Source organism: Actinomyces gaoshouyii, assembly GCF_002072175.1.
GTDB classification, from domain to species: Bacteria; Actinomycetota; Actinomycetes; order Actinomycetales; family Actinomycetaceae; genus Actinomyces; species Actinomyces gaoshouyii.
The window spans coordinates 113,518-134,841 of record NZ_MVIV01000006.1 but is presented as its reverse complement, the minus strand read 5'-3'; the positions used below and the strand labels follow the sequence as shown (position 1 = coordinate 134,841).

Annotated in this window: 18 protein-coding genes; 2 read left to right on the top strand and 16 right to left on the bottom strand. The window is 70.3% G+C overall.

What is annotated here, in order from left to right; all coding sequences use genetic code 11:
- Positions 1-92 precede the first annotated feature (92 nt).
- Complete coding sequence (gene hisD, locus B1H50_RS06855) at positions 93-1,442, bottom strand: histidinol dehydrogenase (RefSeq protein WP_080463030.1); 1,350 nt, start codon at positions 1,440-1,442, stop codon at positions 93-95.
- 180 nt (positions 1,443-1,622) lie between these two features.
- Between hisD and B1H50_RS06850 the strand changes: the two genes are divergently transcribed.
- Positions 1,623-2,561 carry a hypothetical protein gene (locus B1H50_RS06850; protein WP_143231768.1) on the top strand — a complete coding sequence of 313 codons (939 nt, stop codon included), beginning with the start codon at positions 1,623-1,625 and terminating at the stop codon, positions 2,559-2,561.
- Here the strand turns inward: B1H50_RS06850 and B1H50_RS06845 are convergent.
- A complete protein-coding gene (locus B1H50_RS06845; RefSeq protein ID WP_373284832.1) occupies positions 2,444-2,977 on the bottom strand; it encodes a hypothetical protein in 534 nt (177 codons plus the stop codon). The genes B1H50_RS06850 and B1H50_RS06845 overlap by 118 nt on opposite strands.
- On the bottom strand, positions 2,974-5,316 hold the full coding sequence (locus B1H50_RS06840; protein ID WP_080463028.1) for a right-handed parallel beta-helix repeat-containing protein: 2,343 nt from the start codon (positions 5,314-5,316) through the stop codon (positions 2,974-2,976). Before B1H50_RS06840 ends, B1H50_RS06845 begins: the two co-directional genes overlap by 4 nt.
- A gap of 238 nt (positions 5,317-5,554) precedes the next feature.
- Here B1H50_RS06840 and B1H50_RS06835 point away from each other — a divergent pair, with 238 nt between their 5' ends.
- Entirely contained in the window at positions 5,555-5,794 is a 240-nt protein-coding gene (locus tag B1H50_RS06835; protein WP_080463027.1) for an RNA-binding S4 domain-containing protein, read from the top strand.
- A gap of 169 nt (positions 5,795-5,963) precedes the next feature.
- Here the strand turns inward: B1H50_RS06835 and dnaE are convergent, their stop codons facing one another.
- From dnaE to B1H50_RS06770, 13 genes are all read right to left on the bottom strand, one after another.
- Positions 5,964-9,563 (bottom strand): DNA polymerase III subunit alpha, encoded by a 3,600-nt coding sequence (dnaE, locus tag B1H50_RS06830; RefSeq protein ID WP_080463026.1) that lies wholly within the window; start codon positions 9,561-9,563, stop codon positions 5,964-5,966.
- Positions 9,564-9,775: 212 nt separating this feature from the next.
- A complete protein-coding gene (locus tag B1H50_RS06825) occupies positions 9,776-10,366 on the bottom strand; it encodes a GNAT family N-acetyltransferase (RefSeq protein WP_080463025.1) in 591 nt (196 codons plus the stop codon).
- Positions 10,363-11,283, bottom strand: coding sequence for an RluA family pseudouridine synthase (locus tag B1H50_RS06820; RefSeq protein ID WP_080463024.1), 921 nt, complete (start codon positions 11,281-11,283; stop codon positions 10,363-10,365). Before B1H50_RS06820 ends, B1H50_RS06825 begins: the two co-directional genes overlap by 4 nt.
- Positions 11,280-12,101 carry a signal peptidase II gene (lspA, locus tag B1H50_RS06815; RefSeq protein WP_373284831.1) on the bottom strand — a complete coding sequence of 274 codons (822 nt, stop codon included), beginning with the start codon at positions 12,099-12,101 and terminating at the stop codon, positions 11,280-11,282. Before lspA ends, B1H50_RS06820 begins: the two co-directional genes overlap by 4 nt.
- Positions 12,102-12,214: 113 nt before the next feature.
- Positions 12,215-12,853 carry a DivIVA domain-containing protein gene (locus B1H50_RS06810; protein ID WP_080463023.1) on the bottom strand — a complete coding sequence of 213 codons (639 nt, stop codon included), beginning with the start codon at positions 12,851-12,853 and terminating at the stop codon, positions 12,215-12,217.
- Between the two features lie 199 nt (positions 12,854-13,052).
- Entirely contained in the window at positions 13,053-13,358 is a 306-nt protein-coding gene (locus B1H50_RS06805) for a YggT family protein (RefSeq protein WP_080463022.1), read from the bottom strand.
- Positions 13,359-13,367: 9 nt separating this feature from the next.
- Complete coding sequence (locus B1H50_RS06800; RefSeq protein ID WP_080463021.1) at positions 13,368-13,820, bottom strand: cell division protein SepF; 453 nt, start codon at positions 13,818-13,820, stop codon at positions 13,368-13,370.
- Between the two features lie 148 nt (positions 13,821-13,968).
- Positions 13,969-14,742, bottom strand: coding sequence for a peptidoglycan editing factor PgeF (gene pgeF, locus B1H50_RS06795; RefSeq protein ID WP_080463020.1), 774 nt, complete (start codon positions 14,740-14,742; stop codon positions 13,969-13,971).
- A 14-nt stretch (positions 14,743-14,756) separates the two neighbouring features.
- Entirely contained in the window at positions 14,757-16,076 is a 1,320-nt protein-coding gene (ftsZ, locus tag B1H50_RS06790; RefSeq protein WP_080463019.1) for a cell division protein FtsZ, read from the bottom strand.
- A 156-nt stretch (positions 16,077-16,232) separates the two neighbouring features.
- On the bottom strand, positions 16,233-17,240 hold the full coding sequence (locus B1H50_RS06785) for a cell division protein FtsQ/DivIB (RefSeq protein ID WP_080463018.1): 1,008 nt from the start codon (positions 17,238-17,240) through the stop codon (positions 16,233-16,235).
- Positions 17,237-18,739 carry a UDP-N-acetylmuramate--L-alanine ligase gene (gene murC, locus B1H50_RS06780; RefSeq protein WP_080463017.1) on the bottom strand — a complete coding sequence of 501 codons (1,503 nt, stop codon included), beginning with the start codon at positions 18,737-18,739 and terminating at the stop codon, positions 17,237-17,239. The genes B1H50_RS06785 and murC overlap by 4 nt, the downstream gene beginning before the upstream one ends.
- Entirely contained in the window at positions 18,736-19,950 is a 1,215-nt protein-coding gene (locus tag B1H50_RS06775) for a UDP-N-acetylglucosamine--N-acetylmuramyl-(pentapeptide) pyrophosphoryl-undecaprenol N-acetylglucosamine transferase (RefSeq protein WP_080463016.1), read from the bottom strand. Before B1H50_RS06775 ends, murC begins: the two co-directional genes overlap by 4 nt.
- A complete protein-coding gene (locus B1H50_RS06770; RefSeq protein WP_229657999.1) occupies positions 19,943-21,127 on the bottom strand; it encodes an FtsW/RodA/SpoVE family cell cycle protein in 1,185 nt (394 codons plus the stop codon). Before B1H50_RS06770 ends, B1H50_RS06775 begins: the two co-directional genes overlap by 8 nt.
- Positions 21,128-21,324: the final 197 nt, after the last annotated feature.

Here is a 21,324-nt window from a genome sequence, read left to right as displayed (position 1 = left end):
TGGACGAAAGTAGGAGGCCCAATCCTCCCTGGGACGAGAATCCGCGCCGAGCACCCATGGATGGGTGCTCGGCGCGGATTCCAGATACGAGTTCAATCGCGGCCGTGAAAACGCGCGCCAACAGCCTCGGCATGGGCGGGAAGATCCTCCGCCTGGGCCAGCGCCGCAAGCGGGCCGGACATCGCTCCCAGGGCCTCGGCGCTGTACTCGATCATCTGAACGGGCTTGAGGTAGACCATGACGCTGAGCCCCGCGGCGAACCGCGCCGTGCCGCCGGTGGGCAGGACGTGGTTGGAGCCGGCGAGGTAGTCGCCGAGCGGGACGGGGCTGTAGGGGCCGACGAAGACCGCCCCGGCGTTGCGAATGCGGCGCGCCACGTCGGGCGCATCCGCGGTCTGGATCTCGAGGTGCTCGGCAGCGTAGGCATCGGCCACGGCGATGCCCTGCTCCAGGTCCCGCACGAGCACCACCCCCGACTGGGCGCCCCCCAGGGCGGTCGCGGCGCGCTCCCGATGCCGCGTCGCCGCGAGTCGACGCTCGAGTACGGCGTCGACGGCATCGGCGAGACCGGCGCTGTCGGTGATGAGCACTGATCCCGCATTCGGGTCGTGCTCGGCCTGGGAGAGCAGGTCGGCCGCGACGTACTCGGGATTCGCGGAGGCGTCAGCGAGGATGGCGATCTCCGTGGGCCCGGCCTCGGCGTCGATGCCGACGTCACCGAGGACGGCGCGCTTGGCTGCGGCGACGTACACATTGCCGGGCCCAGCGATGACGTCGACGGGCTCGCACAGAACACCCTCGGCGCTCATCCCCTCATCGACCCCGGTCTCGGCCTGGGCGCCGTAGGCGAGCATGGCGATGGCCTGGGCGCCGCCCGCGGCGTAGACCTCGGTGACGCCGAGCAGGCCGCAGGCCGCCAGGATCGTGGGATGGGGCAGCCCTCCGTGCTCGGCCTGGGGCGGCGAGGCGAGGACGACGCTCTCCACCCCGGCGACCTGAGCCGCGACGACATTCATGACCACCGAGCTCGGGTAGACGGCAAGTCCCCCCGGGACGTACAGGCCGACCCGCCGGACGGGGATCCAGCGCTGGGTGATGATCCCGCCATCGATGATGCGCGTGACCCGCTCGGAGGGCATCTGGGCGGCGTGGCCCGCGCGGTTGTGGGCGATCGAGAGATCCAGGGCCTCTCGGACGGCGGGATCGAGGCCGTCGACAGCGCGCTGGATCATCTCCTGCGGCACGCGCAGGCGCTCGGGGCGGACGCCGTCGAACCTCTCAGCCAGATCCCGCAGGGCGGCGGCGCCCCGCGCCCTGACATCACTGATGATCGGCGCCACCGTCTCCAGGGCGGCGGCGACGTCCAGGGCCGCGCGCGGCAGGCGCTGGGCGAGCTGATGAGGGGTGAGGTCGGTGTCACGCAGGTCGATGCGGGTCAGCATGGGCACAGGTTATCGGCAAGGACGGGCGGCTCACGCCCCCGACCGGAGCCTGGATGCCGCCTGGAGCCCCCTGCCGGCGGGGGGCTCGCCAGGGACCGAAGGAGCAATACGGATGATTACGAAACGATAACCTTATGGCGATCGAGCCCCCTGCTATCCCTGACGACGAGGAGTCCTGCCATGAGCATGCCCCGCATGCCGTTACCCGCGATGCCCGCTGGGAGGGACTGGGCGGGAATCCTGCCCCCGATCATCGGCGCCCTCCTCGGCGCGACCGCGCTGTGGGCGGGCACCTCCCAGCTGGCGGCGCCCCGGTACACGGCGGTGCTCGTCGGCGGCGGCGCGACCGTGATGGCGCTCTTCGCGCTGCTGACCCTCATCAGGCTGGCCGGGCTGCTGCGCCGCGCATGGCGGGCCCACCGGTTCCACTCCGGCCATCCGAACGCAGCGGAGTCCCAGGCGCTCGAATGGTACGCAGGACTGGTTGCCTCCCAGGAGCAGGCGAGGGCCGTGGCCCGGGGCCTGGCCCTGGGCGGGGCCTTCGACCTGGGGCGCCCCTGGGATGTCGCGATCGACACGAACGAGCAGGTGCTGGCCGACTGCCCCTCCGAGTACGCCCGGTACTACAGCGAGAAGGCCCATCCTCTCCTGCCCGGTACCGGAGTCGGCGGTGGATCCGGCGGGGCGTCGGCGGGGCTGGACGCCGTGCCGTTGGCGCAGCGCCACCGACTGTGGACCAGGAGTCGGCCGAGGCATCAGTGGAGGGAGAACCAGTCCGTCCGAGCGCTGGTCACCCAGCGGCGCGTGCTCGTCCAGCGCAACGACCTGCATTGGCTGAGCTTCCACTACGACGCGATCGTCGCGATCCGCCCGCAGTTGCCCGCGGGCGAGCTCATCCTGGAGTTCGAATCGGTCTCGCCCCTCCGCCTGGCCGGCCCCGCCTCGGCGGTGACCGCCGTGGCGGCGGTCTACGCGCTCTTCGGCGCCAAGGGGCTGCGCGATCACCCGGGACTGGAGCCCCTGCGCATCCGCAACGCCGGCGATTCGGATAGCGATCGCGGCGATGACGACGGCCACGACAGCGCCGAGTCGCCGGCGACCACCGCCTCGGAGGCCTGAGCAGCGGCACTCTCGCGGCCGCGGGTCGCACCGGGGACTGCGCTCCGGGAGCGGCTGGACCACAGATCCCAGCAGGCCCGGCGATTGGGAGGCGCCCAACGCGCATCCGGGGTCGAGACCTCGCCCGTACCAGCGGACACCACGAGGGAGGCCAGGCTGGGCTCGCCGCGGGCGGCGCAGTCATGGGCGATCATCGACAGCAGCGGCCCCATGCGGTGGGGCGGAACCGCCCCTGCGATCTCGTCGCTGAGCTCGCCGTAGGTGATGACATCCCGGTTCCCGGCCACCTCGATGAGCACTTCCCGGCAGCGCGCGACGGCGCGCGCCAGCCGCTCGGAGAGCAGGTACTGCCGCTCCCCCACCGGATAGCGCGCGCCGACAGCGATCGCCAGGGGCTCCTCCCCCGATCCGCTCATGCGCGCATCGACAGGAACCAGCGCCGCAGGAACGGGCCGAGGATGCTGGCCAGGAGCGAGGCGAAGGCCCCGCCGACCATGAGGGTCCTGGCCTTCGGCTTGACGTCCTGGGCGATCTCGGCCCGGGAGGCGGCCGCCTCTGCCTTGGCGGCCGGAGTCTCCTTGGCAGCAGGGGCTGCCGCCTGAGCGGGTGCGGCAGAGGGCGCCTGGGCCTGCGCCGCCGCAGCGCCGCCCGTGGTGGGTGCGGCAGAGGGCGCCTGGGCCTGCGCCGCCGCAGCGCCGCCCGTGGTGGGTGCGGCAGAGGGCGCCTGGGCCTGCGCCGCCGCAGCGTTGGCGTCCGCCGCCTGGGCGGCAGCGGGCTGCTCGCCATTCCAAGCGGCATTGACCAGGGCACCCATGTTCACGGCAGTGCCGGCATCGACACCGACCTTCTGGGCGATCGCGGAGGGCAGGGCCTCGCCCGCGCCGGAGGCCGGGCTTCCGGACTTGAGGCGGAAGTCCGAGGCCTTCCAGTTCGCGCCGTCGGCCTCCTTCGTGAACAGCGGATTGGCGTCCGGGTTACCGCGCAGGTCGAGACTGTGCCTCTCCTTGCCGCCGGTGGTCACACCCTTGTTCGAGGTGAAGGTCTTCAGATCCTGGGAGTAGAAGGCCTCGTTCTTCGAGCTCGTCCCGTACTGCCACCAGTGCAGGAAGTTGTAGTCACCGCCCTGCGGACGGTAGTAGGCGTTGTGGTCGATGCTGGAGATCATCTCGTTGGCATAGACGGCACCAGGGGCGCGGCGGTTGGCGTCGCCGTCGACGTTGACCATGGAGGCGTAGCGCCAGGGGTCATCGGAGGCGCCCTGCGTCTGCTCCGAGGAGAAGATGTTGTTGGCGACCACTGTGTTCTTGGTGTCCCAGCTCAGGCCGTGCTTGGAGCTCCAGGCCTCCACCGCGGTGCAGGTCCCGTCCGCGCTCCTGTCGTTGCAGCCCTTGGAGCGGTTGTCCTCGCGCACCACGAGGCTGGTCAGCGCGTGGGAGACGGTGTTGTTCCACACCGCGGAGTTGTCGGATCCCTGAACCCTGATCGCAGTTCCCGCGCCGTTGACGATGTTGGAGGCGATGGTGTTGCGGGAGGAGACCTCGTCGATGATCCCCAGGGGGACGTTGATGAGGTGGTTGCCCACGATGTCGGAGTTGATGACGCCCTCGTCGAACCAGATCGCGGCGGTCTGCACGCTCTCGTTGTTCTGGGGCAGCGAGGCGTCCTTGCCCGACGCCGAGTTATCCACGGTGTTGAAGGCGTAGCGCACGTTCTCCGAGTGCGTCACCTTGGTGTCGGCGATGGTGCAGTAGGCGCCGCAGCCGGTCGTGATGAACCCGGCGGAGTTCGTGCCCTGCCAGTAGTTCTTCTCGATGACCGCGCCGGAGGAGGTGTTGACGTTCAGAGCGGCGCCGCCGTTGTTCTCGAAGCGGTTCCCGGTCACCTTGGCATTCGGCGCGCTGGCCAGGTTCAGCGCGCTGCCGGCCGCGGAGTAGCGGAAGGTGTTGTTCTCAATCGTCTGGCCGCCCTTGGACACGACAACGGCACCGCCACCGGTGAAGACACCGATCTCGGGATCGTTGTAGTCCCAGCGCTGGAGTGGGGAGTACTTCTCGACGACGATTCCGGACAGCGTCGCGTTCGCCCCGTGGAGGGTGAGGGCGCGGTGCTGCTGGACGACTTCGACGGTGTGCTGGGAGGGATCGACCCCGATGACGTAGGAAGTGCCGCGGTGCGGCTTGGAGTTGAAGCCGGCGTAGGAGTTGCCCGACTTCTTGAGGGTCACGGGGTCCGGGTCGTCGACGTAGAAGGAGGAGGCATTCACCTCGCCCCTCGAGGCGACCTGCGTGAGCGGCTTGCCGTCGACGAAGACCTGCTCGGGGTAGGCCGCCATGCCCTCGACCGCGGGGTTGGCGTTGGTGGTGCACACGTCGCAGAAGCGCACCATGTCGTAGCCCGTCGACCATGTGCCGTCGCCCCTGTTAGACCACGAGGTGGGCACCTCGGCGCCGGACAGGACCGGGGTGGCACCGGAAGCGGCGCGGATGGTCACGCCCTTGTCGACGTAGATATTGCCCTCTCGGTAAGTGCCATCGGCGAGCTCCACGACCTGCCCGGAGCCCGCCGCCTTGAGGGCGGCGGCGAGAGTCTTGTAGGGCTTGGCGGTGGAGCCATCGCCGGAATCGGATCCGGAGGAGGCTGAAACATGGATCACTGACTCCTGCGCGGCGGCTGCCGGGGCCACGAGCCCCGGGGCCGCCGCTCCGAGGAAGAGGATGGCGAGCAGTGCTGTGTATCGACGGTATCGGCGCATCATTGTGTCGTCGTCTCCTGGTGGTGGTCGGACTCCGTAACCGTACCGTTACGAGGAGCCTCAAAACGGTGACATAGTGCGCATTCACGCCTTTCTGGGCTCCCAGGAGGAGCCTTTCAGGATCCTCCAAGGAACCATTCACTCACGGCCAATCCGCACCAGGAGAAGCCCTGCGCGATCGATCCGACACGCCGTCAAGCACCACATGCGCACCACTAGTCACACCTGCCACAATCGGCTCATGAGTGACACGATGTACCCCGCCATCCTTGTTCGCGGAGAGATTAAATTGGGCCAGTTCTTGAAGCTCGCCGGCCTCGTCGAGGACGGCGCCGAGGCCCGGATCGCGATCCAGTCGGGCGATGTGAGTGTCAATGGCGAGGTGGAGAGGCGCCGAGGGCATCGCCTGTCCAACGGTGACACTGTCGAGATCGCCCTCCCCTCGGGATCGGCGGGAGCACGGGTGAGAGCCGAGCCCTGAGGCGGGCGCGGAGAGATCCGTGGGCCGCCGGCGGGAGGACGGAAGCGGTTCGGCCATTGCCCATCGAGGCGATCAGGTCTCCTTGAGCGAGGACGGCCCCGCACCGCGAGGGGAGCCCTCCCCAGAGGCCAGGCGATCAGCGCCCGGCCAGAGCCCGTCCAGTGATTTCTCAGCGATGGAGGCACCCCGGCCCGAGGAGGGCCTTGACATCCGAGTAGAAGGCCTGAGATGCCTCCACCCTCAGTGAGGGGGCGAGCTGGGTGCGCACCTCCCGCCCGGGGCTGGTCAGGTTGAGGCGCACGACGCTCGCGCCGGGGTGGCGCTGGAGGAGATCGCGCAGCTTCTCCACCAGCGGACCGGTGCAGCGGTTGGTCGGCAGGGTGAGCGTGACGGCCTCATGGGTGGCGCTGGAGATATCGGGGAGGGTGAGCTCTTGGGCGTAGAGGGAGACGGCGCCGTCGCGGCGGGTGAGCTTGCCCCGAATGGTGACCACCGTGTCCGGCGCCAGCATGGTGGAGACGGTCTGGTAGGTGGAGGGGAAGAAGAGGGCCTCGATGGAGCCGCCCAGGTCCTCGACCTGGGCGATGGCCCACAGGTTGCCCTGCTTGGTGGTCTTGCGGGTGAGGCCGGTGATGAGGCCGGCGATGGTGACCATGGCGCCATCGGGGCGCTCGTCATCCTCCACGAGCTCGGAGATCTCGGTGTCGGAGAGCTTGGCGAGGAGGGGCTCGATGCCGAGCAGTGGGTGATCGGAGACGTAGAGGCCAAGCATGTCGCGCTCGTAGGCGAGCTTGTCCCGCTTGTCCCACTCGGGCAGGTCGGGGATCTCGGCGGAGAACACTGGCCCGGAGGAGAAGGGGTCATCGGCGCCGTCCGCTCCGCCGTCGCCCATGAGGGAGGCGAAGAGGTCGAACTGGCCGGCGGCCTCGTTGCGCTTGACGCCGATGATCTCGTCGACGAAGTCCTCATGGCAGGCCTGAAGCGCGCGGCGGGACTTGCCCAGGGAGTCGAAGGCGCCGGCCTTGATGAGCGAGTCGATGGTGCGCTTGTTGCACACGACGGCGGGGACCTTGTCGAGGAAGTCCTCGAAGGAGGTGAACTCGCCCTTCTCCTTGCGGGCCTTGACGATGGCCTCCACGACGTTCAGGCCCACGTTGCGCACGGCCGACAGCCCGAAGCGGATGTCCCCCCCAACGGCGGCGAAGCGCGCGCGGGAGGCGTTGACGTCCGGGGGCAGGACGGTGATGCCCATGTGGCGGCACTCCCCCAGGTAGACGGCGAGCTTGTCCTTGTTGTCCTTCTGGCTGGTCAGCAGGGCCGCCATGTACTCGGTCGGGTAATGGGTCTTGAGGTAGGCGGTCCAGTAGGAGACGACGCCGTAGGCCGCGGAGTGCGCCTTGTTGAAGGCGTACTTGGCGAAGGGGACCACGACGTCCCACAGGGTACGGACCGAATCCTTGGAGAAGCCGTTGGCGACCATGCCGGCCTCGAAATCGACGAACATCTTGTTCAGGATGTCCATCTTCTTCTTGCCCATGGCCTTGCGCAGTGCGTCGGCCTTGCCCATCGTGAAGCCCGCCAGGTCAGTGGCGATCTTCATGACCTGCTCCTGGTAGACGATCAGGCCGTAGGTGGTGCCGAGGATGGGCTCGAGGGCGTCGGCGAGCTCGGGGTGGATCGGGGTGATCTCCTGCAGGCCGTTCTTGCGCAGGGCGTAGTTGGTGTGGGACTCCGCGCCCATGGGACCGGGGCGGTAGAGGGCGCCGACGGCCGAGATGTCCTCGAAGTTGTCGGGCTTCATGAGACGCAGAAGGGTGCGCATGCCGCCGCCGTCGAGCTGGAAGACGCCGAGGGTCTCCCCCCGGGAGAGGAGCTCGTAGGTGGCGCGGTCGTCGAGCTCGATGTGGTCGATGTCGAGGGCGGGCTTGCCATTGGCGACGATGTTGTCCAGGGCGTCGGAGATGACCGTCAGGTTGCGCAGACCCAGGAAGTCCATCTTCAGCAGGCCGAGGTGCTCGCAGGTGGGGTAGTCGAACTGGGTGATGTAGGCACCGTCCTGAAGGCGCTGCATCATGGGGATGATGTCGGTCAGGGGCGCCGACGACATGATGACGGCGCAGGCGTGGACGCCCCACTGGCGGGTCATGCCCTCCAGTCCCTTGGCGAGCTCGACGATCTTCTGGGCATCGGGGTCCTCGGCGTGAAGCTTGCGGAACTCCTCGGCCTCCCCGTAGCGCTCGTCCTCGGGGTTGAAGATCCCCTTGATGGTGATGTCCTTGCCCATGATGGTGGGGGGCATGGCCTTGGTGAGACGGTCGCCGACGGCGTAGGGGTAGCCCATGACGCGGCTGGAGTCCTTCAGGGACTGCTTGGCCTTGATGACGCCGTAGGTGACGACCTGGCTGACCTGGTCGGCGCCGTACTTGTCCTTGACGTACTCGATGACCTCGTCGCGCCGGCGCTCGTCGAAGTCGACGTCGATGTCGGGCATGGAGATGCGCTCGGGGTTGAGGAAGCGCTCGAAGATGAGCCCGTGGTTGAGAGGGTTGAGCTCGGTGATGCCCATGGCGTAGGCGACCATGGAGCCGGCGCCGGAGCCGCGGCCGGGTCCGACGCGGATGCCGCGCGCCTTGGCCCAGTTGATGTAGTCGGCCACGACGAGGAAGTAGCCGGGGAAACCCATCTGGACGATGACGTCGATCTCGTACTCGGCCTGCTTGCGGCAGTCCTCGGGGATCTGGCCGCGGAAGCGCTTGTCCATGCCGGCCCAGCACTCCTTGATGAACCACGACTCCATGGTCTCGCCCTCAGGGACGGGGAAGACGGGCATGAAGGAGGCGCCATCGTCGACGGTGGCGAAGTGAACATCGCACTGCTCGGCGACGAGAACGGTGTTGTCGCAGGCCTCGAGCATCTCCTTGAAGAGCTCGCGCATCTCGCGGCCGGGACGCAGGTAGTAGGTGTCGCCGTCGAACTTGAAGCGGTCGGGGTCGGACAGGACGGAGCCCGAGTTGATGCACAGCATCGCGTCCTGGATGGTGCGGTCCTCGGGGCGCACGTAGTGGGAGTCGTTGGTGGCCAGCAGGGGCGCACCGATCTCCTTGGCCAGGCGCAGGAGGTCCTTGGTGACTCGCCGCTCGATCTCGAGGCCGTGGTCCATGAGCTCGACGTAGAAGTACTCCTTGCCGAAGATGTCCTGGAGCTCGCCCGCGGCCCGACGGGCCTCCTCCCACTGGCCGAGCCGCAGGCGGGTCTGGACCTCGGATGAGGGGCAGCCGGTTGAGGAGATGAGGCCCTTGGCGTAGCGGCTGATGAGCTCGCGGTCCATGCGGGGCGCCTTGCCCATCTGGCCCTCGAGTGAGGCGAAGGAGTCCAGGCGCATGAGGTTGTGCAGGCCCTCGTTGTCCCGGGACAGCAGGGTCATGTGGGTGTAGGACCCTCGGGCTGAGACATCGTCGGAGCGCTGGGACTCGTCGCCCCAGAAAACACGGGTCCTGTCATGGCGCGAGGTCCCGGGCGTCACGTAGGCCTCGACGCCGATGATCGGCTTGATCCCGGCCTTGCGGGCCGCGGCGTAGAACTCGTAGGCGCCGAACATGTAGCCGTGGTCGGTGATGGCCAGCGCCTTCTGCCCCAGGCGCTTGGCCTCGGCGACGTAGTCCTTGATCTTGCCCGCGCCGTCCAGCATGGAGTAGTCGGTGTGGACGTGGAGGTGGACGAAGTCGTCCGCCGGAGTCTTCTGTTCCTGCTCGCTGCTCGCACCTGCCATGACCTCATCCTAGGCCCCGGCGAGGGGCGCGAGCAGGGGCCCGCGCCGTCACCCGAGCCGATGGCTCCGACCGGCCGAGAAATGGCGAGGTTTGAGGATTGCTCGCCCCTTCACCGCCCACAGCGCGGCACCGGCACGAACAGCATCTCACTGACCTGCACCGTTGCAGATAGCGACCTAATGCCAGAAAAAGGAATCCTCAAATCTCGCCATCATGAGGAGGCCTCATCAACGAGCCCAGTACGAATCCGCCGTGTGATCGTCTTGGCCATGTCCTGGTGAGGGATGCCGGCGTCGAGGTAGGACTCGCCGCTGATCACCTCGTAGCCGCAGCGCCTGTAGAAGCCCATGGCCCGCTCCTGGGCGGAGAGCACCACCGTGACGCTCACCGCATCATCGCCGCGCACCCCGGCTCTCTCCAGGGCGACCTCCTCCAGGGCCGCCACCATTCGGGCGCCCAGTCCAGTGCCCCGGCAGACCCGGCGCACCGCCAGCCTCCCCAGGTGGACCCGCCCGGAATGCTCGGGATCCAGGAGGATCCTCCCCGTTGCCAGCGGTGTCCCGTCAGCTCCCCGCGCGAGCAGATGGATGGTCGACGTCTCGAAGTCCCGAGCGTCGATCTCCTCCACGAACGGCACATCCTGCTCGTCGACGAAGACCTCCAGGCGCACCTCCGCTGCGCCGTGGCGCAGCGCGTCGGCCCCGGGCCCCGACTCATCGCCGACCGCGCTGGTCAAGCGGATCGGCTCGATCGCTGCCGTCGCCGGCGCGATCCGCAGCCCCGCCGTCCCCACCAGGCTCATACGGCCCTCATCGTCTCGAGGGCGCGCACCAGGTCCTCCGGGTACTCCGAGCGGAAGCGCATCGACTCCCCCGTGATCGGGTGGTCGATGCCGAGCTCCACGGCGTGCAACCACTGCCGGACCAGCCCGGCCCGCTCCGCGAGAGCCGCATCCGTCCCATAGGTCTCATCCCCGACGCAGGGATGTCCCACCGCCGCCATATGCACGCGGATCTGGTGGGTGCGCCCCGTCTCCAGGTGCACCTCCACCAGGCAGGCCCGCGGCATGACCTCGATGACGTCGTAGTGGGTGATCGATTCCCGTCCGCCGTCGATGATCGCCATCCTCCACTCGCGGCTCGGATGCCGGCCGATCGGCGCGTCGATCGTCCCCGACGGCGGATCGAGATGCCCCTGGACGAGCGCGTGGTAGACCTTGTCCACATCATGGCTCCGGAATGCCTGCTTGAGCACGGAGTACGCGCGCTCCCCCTTGGCCACGATCATCACCCCGGAGGTGCCCACGTCCAGGCGCGAGACGATCCCCTGCCGCTCCGCCGCGCCGGAGGTCGCCACGCGCACGCGCATCGCCTTGAGCGCGCCGAGCACGTCCGGGCCATCCCAGCCCATCGACGGATGCGCGGCCACGCCCGCCGGTTTGTCGACGACGACGATGTCCTCATCCTCGTACAGGATCCCCATCCCCTCCACCGGGGTGGCCACGGGCCCAGCGGGCCGAGGATCGGGCAGATCGATCTCCAGCATCGCGCCACCGACCACGCGATCCGACTTCCCCAGGGGGGAGCCTGCCATCCTGGCTCCGCCGTTGGCGCAGATCTCGGCGGCCTTGGAGCGGGACAGACCCGTCATGCGGGAGACGGCGGCATCGGCGCGCTCGCCATCGAGCCCATCGGGCACGGGCAGGAGGCGCAGGCTCATGCCCGTGCCCCCGACTCATCGCGCCGCCGTGCCCGCCGGGACCTCCTCGTCTCGCCGCCCCCCTCGGGCCCGATCGCCGCGCCCGCGGCAGTGACGGCGCCGTGATGATCGTCGTCCTCGCCCGCGCGGGTGCCATCGAGATTGATGCCCAGGACCGACAGGACCATGATGGCCCCGGCCGCGCCGACGATCGCGATATCGGCCACGTTGCCGACGAACTGCCCCCCGTAGTCGATGAAGTCGACGACGTGCCCGCGCAGGGGGCCCGGTGCGCGCACGAGCCGGTCGATGAGATTGCCGACGGCCCCGCCGAGCACGAGGCCCAGGGCGATCGTCCACGCGCGCGCCCCGAGCTCGCGCGAGGCCCGGATCACGACGACGACCACAACGAGCGCGACGACGGAGAAGATCCAGGTCTGGCCCGTGGCCAGGGAGAAGGCGGCACCTGGATTGCGAACGAGGACAAGCCCCAGCAGATCGCCGATGATCGGGATCCGCGCGTGCCCGGACAGGGCCGCCACGGCCCACAGCTTCGTCACCTGATCGACGGCGACGAGGATCGCGGCGATGAGGCAGACGATCGCCGGCGCGCCCATGCGGCCGATCGGGCCGCTCGCTCCACGGGTGGGCGCCCCGTCGCGTTCGGAGGCGAGGTTGGCGGGGCCGCCCGGCCCGCCCGGGTCGACGAGAGGCGCGGGCCCGCCGGGGGGGGTGTCCGCAGACGGACCGGAGACCTGGACCGGGCCCAGGTCGACGGGACCGGTGCTCGAGTCGGCCGAGGGCATGGAGTGGATCTGGGGGATGTCGTCGTCGGTCATGGGTTCTTCCAAGAGTCAGCGCGGTGCGCCCACACGTCGAGGGCGGCCACCCGGCTGGGGTCGCCGCCCTCGACGATGGGCATGCGGTGCCGGCGCGCGGGGCGCCGGGCCGATCAGATGTGGCCGGCCTCGGTGCTGGAGCCCTCCTCGACATTGGTGAGGAGGTTGGTGAGGTAGCTCTTGAGGCGGGTCCGGTAGTCGGACTCGAAGCGGCGCAACTCGTCGATCTTGTGCTCCAGGCCGGAGCGCTCCTTCTCGAGCTGGGCGAGAGTGCGGTTGCGCTGGTCCTCGGCGTCGCGGACGATCTGCTCACCAGTGGCGCGGGCCTCAGCGACGATGCGCTCACCCTCAGCCTTACCATTGGACACGTGCTCGTCGTGCAGGCGCTGGGCGAGCTCGAGCATGCCGGAGGCAGCACCGGGCTCGTCCCCGTTGACGCCCATGGCCGACATGGCCGACAGCGCCGGGGAAGCGGTGGGAGCGGAGACCGCCGAGGGCTCGTTGACAACCGGAGCGGCAGCCGCAGCAGAGGCGGCACCGGTGCGCGCAGGAGCGGCCTGGGAGAGCTCCTCGATGCGGCGGTTCGCGGCATCCAGCTTCGCCTTGAGCTCGACGTTCTCTGCCTCGAGCTGGCGCATCGCCTCGACGACCTCGTCAAGGAACTCATCGACCTCGTCCTGCTCGTAACCCTCGCGGAACTTCGTCGCCTGGAACTTCTTGTTGAGGACGTCGTCTGCTGTCAGCAGCGTCATATCGTCACCTCGGTGTCGTTACGGACATTGTCACAAGCACCGGATCAACCGGTGACTCACGTTGACTACAGTACCTGAACTGACGCCGCGCGGGGCCGGAGAGGGATGCGAATCACGCTGTCCTCGTCACACCCGGAGCAGATCGATCCCCTTGCCAGAAGTGGGAAGAAGCAGGTCACCAGGATTCATGAGCGCCCCCTCACAGGAGCCTGTCGAGGATCACCAGGAGGTACTGGACGATCATGATGCCGAACCAGAGCGCCAGGAAGCTCAGGTCGATCCCGAAGGAGCCCAGAGTGAGAGCAGGGATTCGCCGCCTGAGGAAGCGCAGCGGGGGGTCGGTCAGGGAGTACACGAGATTGGCCAGCAGGAGCACCGCGCCGGTGGGCCTCCACGACCTGGCGAACACGGTCACCAGGTCGAGCACCACCCTGATCACGAGGATGAGGATGCAGATGCTCAGCAGGCTACTGATGATCGAAATGACCGAATGCAGCGCTTCCACCCCTATGACTCAGCTCTGGTTGAAGAAGCGGTCGCGCTCCTCGGCCTCACCGTCGTCGATCTCGACGCTCGCGGGGGTGAGCAGGAAGACGCGGGGCGTGATGGGCTCGATGGCACCGCGCAGGCCGTGCACGAGCCCGGCGGAGAAGTCCACCATCCGGCGGGCCTCGGCCTCGCTCATGCCGGTGAGGTTGATGATGACGGGCGCGCCGTCGCGGAAGGCCTCGCCGATGACGCGGGCCTCGTTGTAGGTGGAGGGGTGCACGGTGACGATGCGGCGCAGATCGGGCACCGACACCGGCTCCAGAGCGGCCTCATAGGCGCTCGGGGCCGACGGCTCGGGGTCGGCCTCCTCGGCCACCTGATCGAAGACGGGGGCGTAGACCTCCTCGTCCTCCGCGTAGAGCTCCCGCTCGGGCTCGGTGTACCCGAGGAATGTCGACACCTTGCGCAGTGCGCTCATAGCTGGCTCCTTCTCCGTTGGCTCCCCCGGGCGTCCCCTGGCCTCCCGGTGTGGGCGACGTTATCGGTCATCGGAGCGAGCGTCGGTGATTGGGCACGGCGTGTCCTCGAAGCGACCATGAGGCAATACCCCTACGATCAGGCAATTCTCAGATTGTTGTCAGGACGATACCAGCCAGGCGCCCCGTGGTTCCCTCGCGGCGGTAGGAGAAGAAGCGCTCATCCTCGAAGGTGCACCACTCGCCCGGCGCGATCCGCGCGACACCGGAGCGCTGAAGCTGGGCGATAACGCCGGCCGCGACGTCGAGGCCGGGGGTCCCCCAGGATGTGGTGGAGGCGCAGGCCGGCTCGACGGCGGCGGCCTCGTCGCGCATGGTTCCGGGCACCTCGTAGCAGCGCCCGCAGATGCTCGGACCGATCGCCGCGCTGATTCCCGACGGATCTGCCCCGAGCCGCGTCATCTCCTCGACCGTCCTGGGCACGACGCCGCCGAGCATGCCCCTGCGGCCGGCGTGGACCGCGGCCACCAGGCGCCCATCCGCGGAGGCGAGCAGCAGTGGCACGCAGTCGGCGACCAGCACGCCCGCGCCGCGCGGGGACCGGGCAGAGGCCTCCTCAGCGCGCGCGTCGAGGATGAGGGCGTCGGCGGTCGGGGCGCTCCCCCGCCGGGCATGGGCGATGATGTCGGAGTGGACCTGGTTCATCCAGGCGATGTCCCCGCCCTCCAGGCCCACGGTGCTCTCCAACCAGGCACGGCAGGCGGCGACATGAGCGGGGTCGTCGCCGACGCGGTCGGCGAGGTTGAGCCCGGCGTAGCCCGCATCGATCGGTGCGGGCAGGCGAGAGGCCCCCGCGCCGCGGGAGGTGAAGTACCCGCGGGCGCGGGGGCCCAGGTCGGCCTCGATAAGGCCGGGGATCGTCATGCCGGCTCCCGCGCTCAGCGCAGGAAGTCGGGCAGGTCGATGGTGTCCTCGGCGTCGGCGCCCAGCATCGGGGGCACCGCGAGCTCCACGGGGGGCTGCTCGGCGGCGGCGTCCACGAACACGGGAACGGAGCCGGTGTTGTCCGAGGGCGAGACCGGGACGGAGGCGGGGCGCTCCTGGGCGACGGGCGCGGGCAGCGGAGGAACCGCAGTGGGGGCGGAAGCGGACACCGGGGCGGACTTCACCGCCGGCGGCTGCGGGACCGGAGTGGTCACGGCGGGGTCCGCCGCGTGCGAGGAGTTGCGGGGCTCAACGGTGCGGGTGGCCGGCTGAGCGGAGTGGCGGGCGCTCTTCTGGGAGGCCGCGCGGTCGAGGCCCGCGGGGACGGGCTCCTCATCGAAGCCGGCCGCGATGACGGTGACGCGGACCTCGTCGCCCAGAGCGCCGTCGACCACGTTGCCGAAGATGATGTTCGCCTCGGGGTGGACGGACTCGCGCACGAGGTTGGCGGCCTCGGAGATCTCGAAGAGGCCGAGGTCGGAGCCGCCCTGGAAGAAGATGAGGACACCGTGGGCGCCATCGATGGAGGACTCCAGCAGCGGGGAGGCGATGGCCTGCTCGGTGGCGGCCAGCGCGCGGCCCTCGCCGGTGGCCGAGCCGATGCCCATGAGAGCGCTGCCGGCGTTCTGCATGACGGACTTGACATCGTTGAAATCGACGTTGATGAGGCCGGGGGTCGTGATGAGCTCGGTGATGCCCTGAACACCTTGGAGGAGGACCTGATCGGCCTGCTTGAAGGCGTCGACCACGGAGATGTTGCGGTCCGCGATCTGCAGGAGGCGGTCGTTGGGGATGACGATGAGGGTGTCGACCTCGGCGCGAAGCTTGTTGACGCCCTCCTCGGCCTGGGCGGCGCGGCGCCGGCCCTCGAAGGAGAACGGACGAGTGACCACGCCGATGGTCAGGGCTCCGAGCTCGTGAGCGACACGCGCCACGACGGGCGCGGCACCGGTGCCGGTGCCGCCACCCTCGCCCGCGGTCACGAAGACCATGTCCGCGCCCTCGAGGGCCTCGCGGATCTCCTCCTCATGGTCCTCGGCGGCCTTGCGCCCGATCGACGGGTCCGCCCCGGCGCCCAGACCGCGGGTCAGATCCCGACCGACGTCGAGCTTCGTGTCCGCGTCGGACATGATGAGGGCCTGGGCGTCGGTATTGACCGCCAGGAACTCCACGCCGCGCAAGTCGGCCTCGATCATGCGGTTAACGGCGTTGACTCCGCCACCGCCGACGCCCACGACCTTGATGATCGCCTGGTAGTGCTGGGACTCCACCACTGTCTGCCTCCGCGCTCGTGCGAGCCCTCCGGGCTCCCCTCGACCCTCAACCTCACGTTGAGGTTTATACTTATGTCATTCTTGCGATGACAAGGGCAACGCTATGGGTCCGCGGCGGAACCGGCCTGGATTTTCCTCGGCGTGTCAGACGCGCGCTCAGCGGGTCGTCGGGTTGTGCGGCGCGGAGACGTCGTAGACGCGAGCAGACGTGGTCAGCAGGGTGGCCAGGACCCTCGCCTTGAGGGCGTTCTGGGAGCCGTCGCCCCACACGACGCTCGCCCCATCGGCCAGGGACAGCCCCACCTGGCCCGTGGTGGAGATCGTCGCCTGGGAGACCCGCTGGCGGGTCGCCGCGTCGAGGCTGCCCATGATGGCCGTCATCGTGGCGACCTGCGCGGCGTTGAGAGGCGGGGCGCCGCCCTCCCCCGCCCCGTCAACGGCCAGGCGCGCGAGGCCTGCGGGCGCCTCGGTCACGGTCTCGAGAACAACGGCTTCGGAGTCGAGCACTGCGTATCCCTCTTCGGTCTCCTGCGCGGCGACCGGGTTCCTCAGCTCCAGGGAGACGGTCAGGCCGTGGGGCCAGGAGCGGGTCACTGTGGCCGAGCGCACACGGACCAGGCCGTCGGCGACCTCGCCACCGAGCCGATCGACGTCGAGCCTCACGAGGGACTCCCCCTCGTGGGCGGCGAGCACGCCGCGCACCTGGTCGGCGTCCACTCCGCTGCTGGCGTCCTGCGCCCCCTCGACAGTGATATCCGCCGGGCGCAGGGCCAGGAGCGGGGAGTAGAGGACGCCCCAAGCGATCGCAGCGATGACCAGGATGACGGCGACGGCGCCCGTCAGGCGCCGCAGCCTCAGGGTGCGGGCAGCCCGGCGCCGCTCGGCCAGGCGGTCGGTGAGCCCGGTGGAGATGACGGAGGAGGCGGCGTGCTCGCGCAGCCGCCCGAGTGAGCCGGGTTCGGCCCTGGTCGCGACCCCGGTCGGAGCGGTGGCAGAGTCCGCGCCGGGCACTGCGGCGGAGTATCGCGCGGGGCCGGCCCCCTCGGGGATGGCAGAGCCGGGACGGGCCCTGTCTCCGGCCCGGTCGGGGGCCTGCCGCGCCTCCTCGACGCCCATGGGCTCGACGGGCTCGTGCGTCGGGCGCGGAGCGCGGGGCCTCCTCATCGGCTCCCCCGGCCCTCGGAGTCGGAGGCGGGCGACGCCGTGAGATCGGCGAGGATCACCTCGCCGAGCGCGGTGACATCCCCCGCCCCGACTGTCAGAAGGAGGTCGCCGGGGCGCGCGAGGGCGGCGATGGCATGGGCGGCCTCGAGGCGGTCAGGAATGAAACGGGCCCTGGAGCCGGGGACCTCGGCGACGATCGTCCCGCCATCGACCCCGGGGAAGTCCTCCTGGGCCTCGCGGGCGGGGTAGACATCGGCGACGACGACGGCGTCGGCCTTGGCCAGGGCGGCGCCGAAGCGGGGGGCGAAAGCGGCGGTGCGGGAGAAGAGGTGGGGCTGGAAGAGGACGAGCAGGCGGCCGCCCCGCGCGGTGGCAACCCCGCGGGCGGTGGTCACCAGGGCCTCGATCTCGGTCGGATGGTGCGCGTAATCGTCCACCACCCGCACTCCCCCGGCCTCACCACGGTCCTCGAAGCGGCGCCCGGTACCGCCGAAAGCGCCCAGGGCATCGGCCATCGCCTGACCGGCGACCCCCAGCTCGACGCCCGCGGTCCAGGCGCCGGCGGCGTCGAGGGCCACATGGTCGCCCGGGACCCGCAGGTCGAGTGAGACCAGCTCCCGCGCGCCGTCGGGAGTGGCGCGGGCGAGGGTGGCGGCGGTGGAGCCCGCTGCCCTGCCGGTGATCCGCAAGCGGGTGTGGGCCTCGTGGCTGGGACCGAGGAAGGCCGGCTCGGCGTTGCCGAAGGTGGCCACGCGCAGTCCCTCGGCGACGGCGGAGGCGGCGAGGCGGGCGGCGCCCGGGTCGTCGGCACAGGCCACGAGCAGCCCACCGGGGACGAGACGCCGTGCGAAGTCGACGAAGGCGGCCTCGAAGGCCTCGGGCGTGCCGTAGTTGTCGAGATGGTCCGGCTCGACATTCGTCACCAGGGCGATGCGCGGGGCGTAGTTGAGGAAGGAGCGGTCCGACTCGTCGGCCTCGGCCACGAAGGCGCGACCGGAGCCCAGATGCGCGCCGGTGCCCAGGGCGCGGACCACGCCGCCGATCGCGAAGGAGGGGTCCGCCCCCGCCTCGGTGAGCGCCTCGGCGAGCATGCCGGAGGTGGTGGTCTTGCCGTGGGCGCCGGCCACGGCGACGAAATCGCGGCCCTCCGCGGCCAGGGCGAGGGCCTGGGAGCGGTGCAGGACCTCCTGGCCGCGCCGGCGGGCGGCGGCCAGCTCGGGGTTGGCCTCCTTGATGGCGGTGGAGACGACGAGCGTCGCGTCGGGCGGGACGTTGGCGGCGGCGTGGCCGATGACCACGCCGATCCCGGCCGCGGCGAGGCGGTCGAAGGCCTCGCCCCCATTGGCGTCGGAGCCGGTGACCGCGGCACCGCGCTCGACGAGCAGCTGGGCGACGACGCTCATGCCCGCGCCGCCCACGCCCACGAGGTGGAAGGCCCGGCCCTCCAGGCCGGCGGGCCCGGAGGCCCCCGGATGACTGGGCTGCTCGCTGGTGCTCATTTCTTCTTCCCTTCGGCATCGGCGCTGCTGGTCACTGCGGCTCGGATGAGGGCTCCGAGCCGGGCGGCGCCGTCGCGCACGCCCACACCGGCTGCGGCCCTCGCCATGGCGGCGCGCTGCTCGGCGTCGGCGATGACGCCGGTGAAGGAGAGCAGGGCGTCGGCGTCGAGCTCGGCGTTGGGGACGATCCGCCCTCCCCCAGCGCTCACGCAGTCGGCGGCGTTGAGGCGCTGCTCGCCGTTGCCGATGGGCAGGGGAACGTAGAGGGCCGGCAGGCCCAGCGCCGTCAGCTCGGCCACGGTCCCGGCACCGGAGCGGCACACGACGCCGTCGGCGCAGGCGTATGCCTGCTCCATGGCAGTCAGGTAGTCGAGGACCCGGTAGCGGTCCGGAAGGGACGGGTCCTGCCCGGCGGCGCTCTCCAGGGCCTCGCGCACGGGGACGTCCTTGCCCCTTCCGGTCAAATGGAGAACCTGGAGCCCCTTGGGCAGGCGGGCCATCGAGGCGGAGAGGACCTCGTTGAGGCGCTGCGCGCCGAGCGAGCCCCCGGTGACGAGGAGGGTGGGGCGCTCGGGGTCGAGGCCGAGGGCGGCGGCGCCCTCGCGCCGGGCGGTGGCGGCGCCGTCGGCGGTGACCTGGGACGCGACGAGCCCGGCGATCGCGGGGCGCAGGGGCAGCCCGGTCATCTCGGTGGATCCCTTGGCGGCCATGAGCGGGGTGGAGGCGAAGGTGAGGGCCACGGCGCGGGCCCAGCGGGCGCCGAGCCTGTTGGCCAGGCCGGGGCGGGCGTTCTGCTCGTGGATGACGATGGGCACGCCGGCGCGGCGGGCGGCGAGGTAGGCGGGGGTGGCGACGTAGCCGCCGAAGCCGACGACGACGTCGGCCCCCACGCGCTCGATCGCCTCGCGCGCGGCGCGCACGGCGGAGCGCAGGTTGCCGGGCAGGCGAAGCAGGTCGAGACTCGGCTTGCGGGGCAGGGGGACGCGGGGGATGAAGGCGAGGTCATGGCCGGCCTCGGGCACGAGGCGCGCCTCCAGTCCCTGGCGGGTGCCCAGGACGAGGATCCGAGTGCCCGGATGGCCGCCCAGGGCGGGGTCGGTCAGGGCCGCGGCCGTGGCCAGGAGGGGGTTGACGTGGCCGGCGGTGCCTCCCCCGGCCAGGAGGACGCGCAGGGGGCGCAAGGGGGCATCGTCGGGGCGGTTGTCAGGCACGGTTCCTCCTGCGGGTCGAGATCACCGCAAGCGTACGGCGCACGGCGCCGGGCCGTGATCTGAGCGCCTGCTGGGCTCCCGGCTCCCGCCTGGCGAAGGACAGGGCTATCCCGATGGCGAGCAGCACGGATATGAGGGCGCTGCCGCCCTGTGAGATCAGCGGCAGAGGGACGCCGAGCACCGGCAGGAGGTTGGTCACCACGGCCATGTTGATGATGGCCTGGCCGATGATCCACACCATGATGCCGCCGACGACGACGCTGGCGTACAGGGAGTTGGAGCGCCGGATGATCCGCGCCAGGGCCCAGCCCAGGACCGCGAACAGGATGATGACGAGCAGCGCCCCGGCCAACCCGAGCTCCTCGCCGAGGACCGCGTAGGCGTAGTCGGACTCGGCCTGGGTGAGGTAGCCCCACTTCTGGCGCGATGATCCCGGCCCCACGCCCTGCCATCCGCCGGTGGCCAGGGCCCAGCGGGCGTGCTTGGGCTGGTAGCCGATGTCCAGGGGGTCATCGCGGTCGGGGTGGAGCCACACGAGGATGCGCGTGCGCCGGTTGAGGGAGATGACCGAGGCGAAGATGAACAGGGCCGCCCCGGCTGTCCCGAGGGTCACGAACCAGCGCTTGGCCAGGCCCGCCATCCAGCCCGCGCCGGCCAGCAGGATCCCCAGGATGATGACGGTTCCCAGGTCCCCGCCGCCCATGACCAGGGCGATGGCGGCGGCTGGGAGGAGGGCGGCGGTGGTCTTGACGAGCCAGTGCAGTCGCTGCCAGCGCCCCTCCGCGAACCAGCGGGCGATGATGAGGCCCGTGTACAGGCTCAGCCCCACCTTGATGAACTCCGAGGGCTGGGCGGTGCCGATGCCGGGGACCTCCACCCAGTTGCAGTTGCCGCCGGTGCAGGTGCCCAAAGGCGTGAAGACGAGCGATTGGAGCGCGGTGGCGCCCATGAGGACGGGGATCGCCAGGTAGCGCAGCGCGCGCTCGGAGAGCAGGGACATGCCCCACATGCCGATCAGCCCGACCCCGGCGAAGATGAGGTACTTGGAGAAGTCGACGACGGCGTCGCGCCCGCGGGCGGCGGATACCACCTGCTGGACGGAGAAGACCGTCATGAGGCCGAGCGTGAGGAGCAGGACGGTGGCCAGCAGCAGCGCGTAGAAGCTCAGCAGGCTCATATCCGCGTCCCTCGGCCCGTCGGGGCCGCCGATACGCCTGGCCGCGCGTCGCAGGGCGCGGCCTATGGGCCCGGGCCGGCGCTCGGGCGCGGCGGCGGGCGGCGCAGCGGCTTCACACCCGGAGGGCGAGCCCTCCCCCGGCAGGGGGATGATGGGCGGCCGAGAACGCTGTCCGCGCGCACGACCGCTGGGGCCCG

Excerpts from the sequence above, each read along its gene's own strand:
- hisD (WP_080463030.1), bottom strand. The coding sequence starts at position 1,442 with ATGCTGACCCGCATCGACCTGCGTGACACCGACCTCACCCCTCATCAG.
- B1H50_RS06850 (WP_143231768.1), top strand. The coding sequence starts at position 1,623 with ATGAGCATGCCCCGCATGCCGTTACCCGCGATGCCCGCTGGGAGGGAC.
- B1H50_RS06845 (WP_373284832.1), bottom strand. The coding sequence starts at position 2,977 with ATGAGCGGATCGGGGGAGGAGCCCCTGGCGATCGCTGTCGGCGCGCGC.
- B1H50_RS06840 (WP_080463028.1), bottom strand. The coding sequence starts at position 5,316 with ATGATGCGCCGATACCGTCGATACACAGCACTGCTCGCCATCCTCTTC.
- B1H50_RS06835 (WP_080463027.1), top strand. The coding sequence starts at position 5,555 with ATGAGTGACACGATGTACCCCGCCATCCTTGTTCGCGGAGAGATTAAA.
- dnaE (WP_080463026.1), bottom strand. The coding sequence starts at position 9,563 with ATGGCAGGTGCGAGCAGCGAGCAGGAACAGAAGACTCCGGCGGACGAC.
- B1H50_RS06825 (WP_080463025.1), bottom strand. The coding sequence starts at position 10,366 with ATGAGCCTGGTGGGGACGGCGGGGCTGCGGATCGCGCCGGCGACGGCA.
- B1H50_RS06820 (WP_080463024.1), bottom strand. The coding sequence starts at position 11,283 with ATGAGCCTGCGCCTCCTGCCCGTGCCCGATGGGCTCGATGGCGAGCGC.
- lspA (WP_373284831.1), bottom strand. The coding sequence starts at position 12,101 with ATGACCGACGACGACATCCCCCAGATCCACTCCATGCCCTCGGCCGAC.
- B1H50_RS06810 (WP_080463023.1), bottom strand. The coding sequence starts at position 12,853 with ATGACGCTGCTGACAGCAGACGACGTCCTCAACAAGAAGTTCCAGGCG.
- B1H50_RS06800 (WP_080463021.1), bottom strand. The coding sequence starts at position 13,820 with ATGAGCGCACTGCGCAAGGTGTCGACATTCCTCGGGTACACCGAGCCC.
- pgeF (WP_080463020.1), bottom strand. The coding sequence starts at position 14,742 with ATGACGATCCCCGGCCTTATCGAGGCCGACCTGGGCCCCCGCGCCCGC.
- B1H50_RS06785 (WP_080463018.1), bottom strand. The coding sequence starts at position 17,240 with ATGAGGAGGCCCCGCGCTCCGCGCCCGACGCACGAGCCCGTCGAGCCC.
- murC (WP_080463017.1), bottom strand. The coding sequence starts at position 18,739 with ATGAGCACCAGCGAGCAGCCCAGTCATCCGGGGGCCTCCGGGCCCGCC.
- B1H50_RS06770 (WP_229657999.1), bottom strand. The coding sequence starts at position 21,127 with ATGAGCCTGCTGAGCTTCTACGCGCTGCTGCTGGCCACCGTCCTGCTC.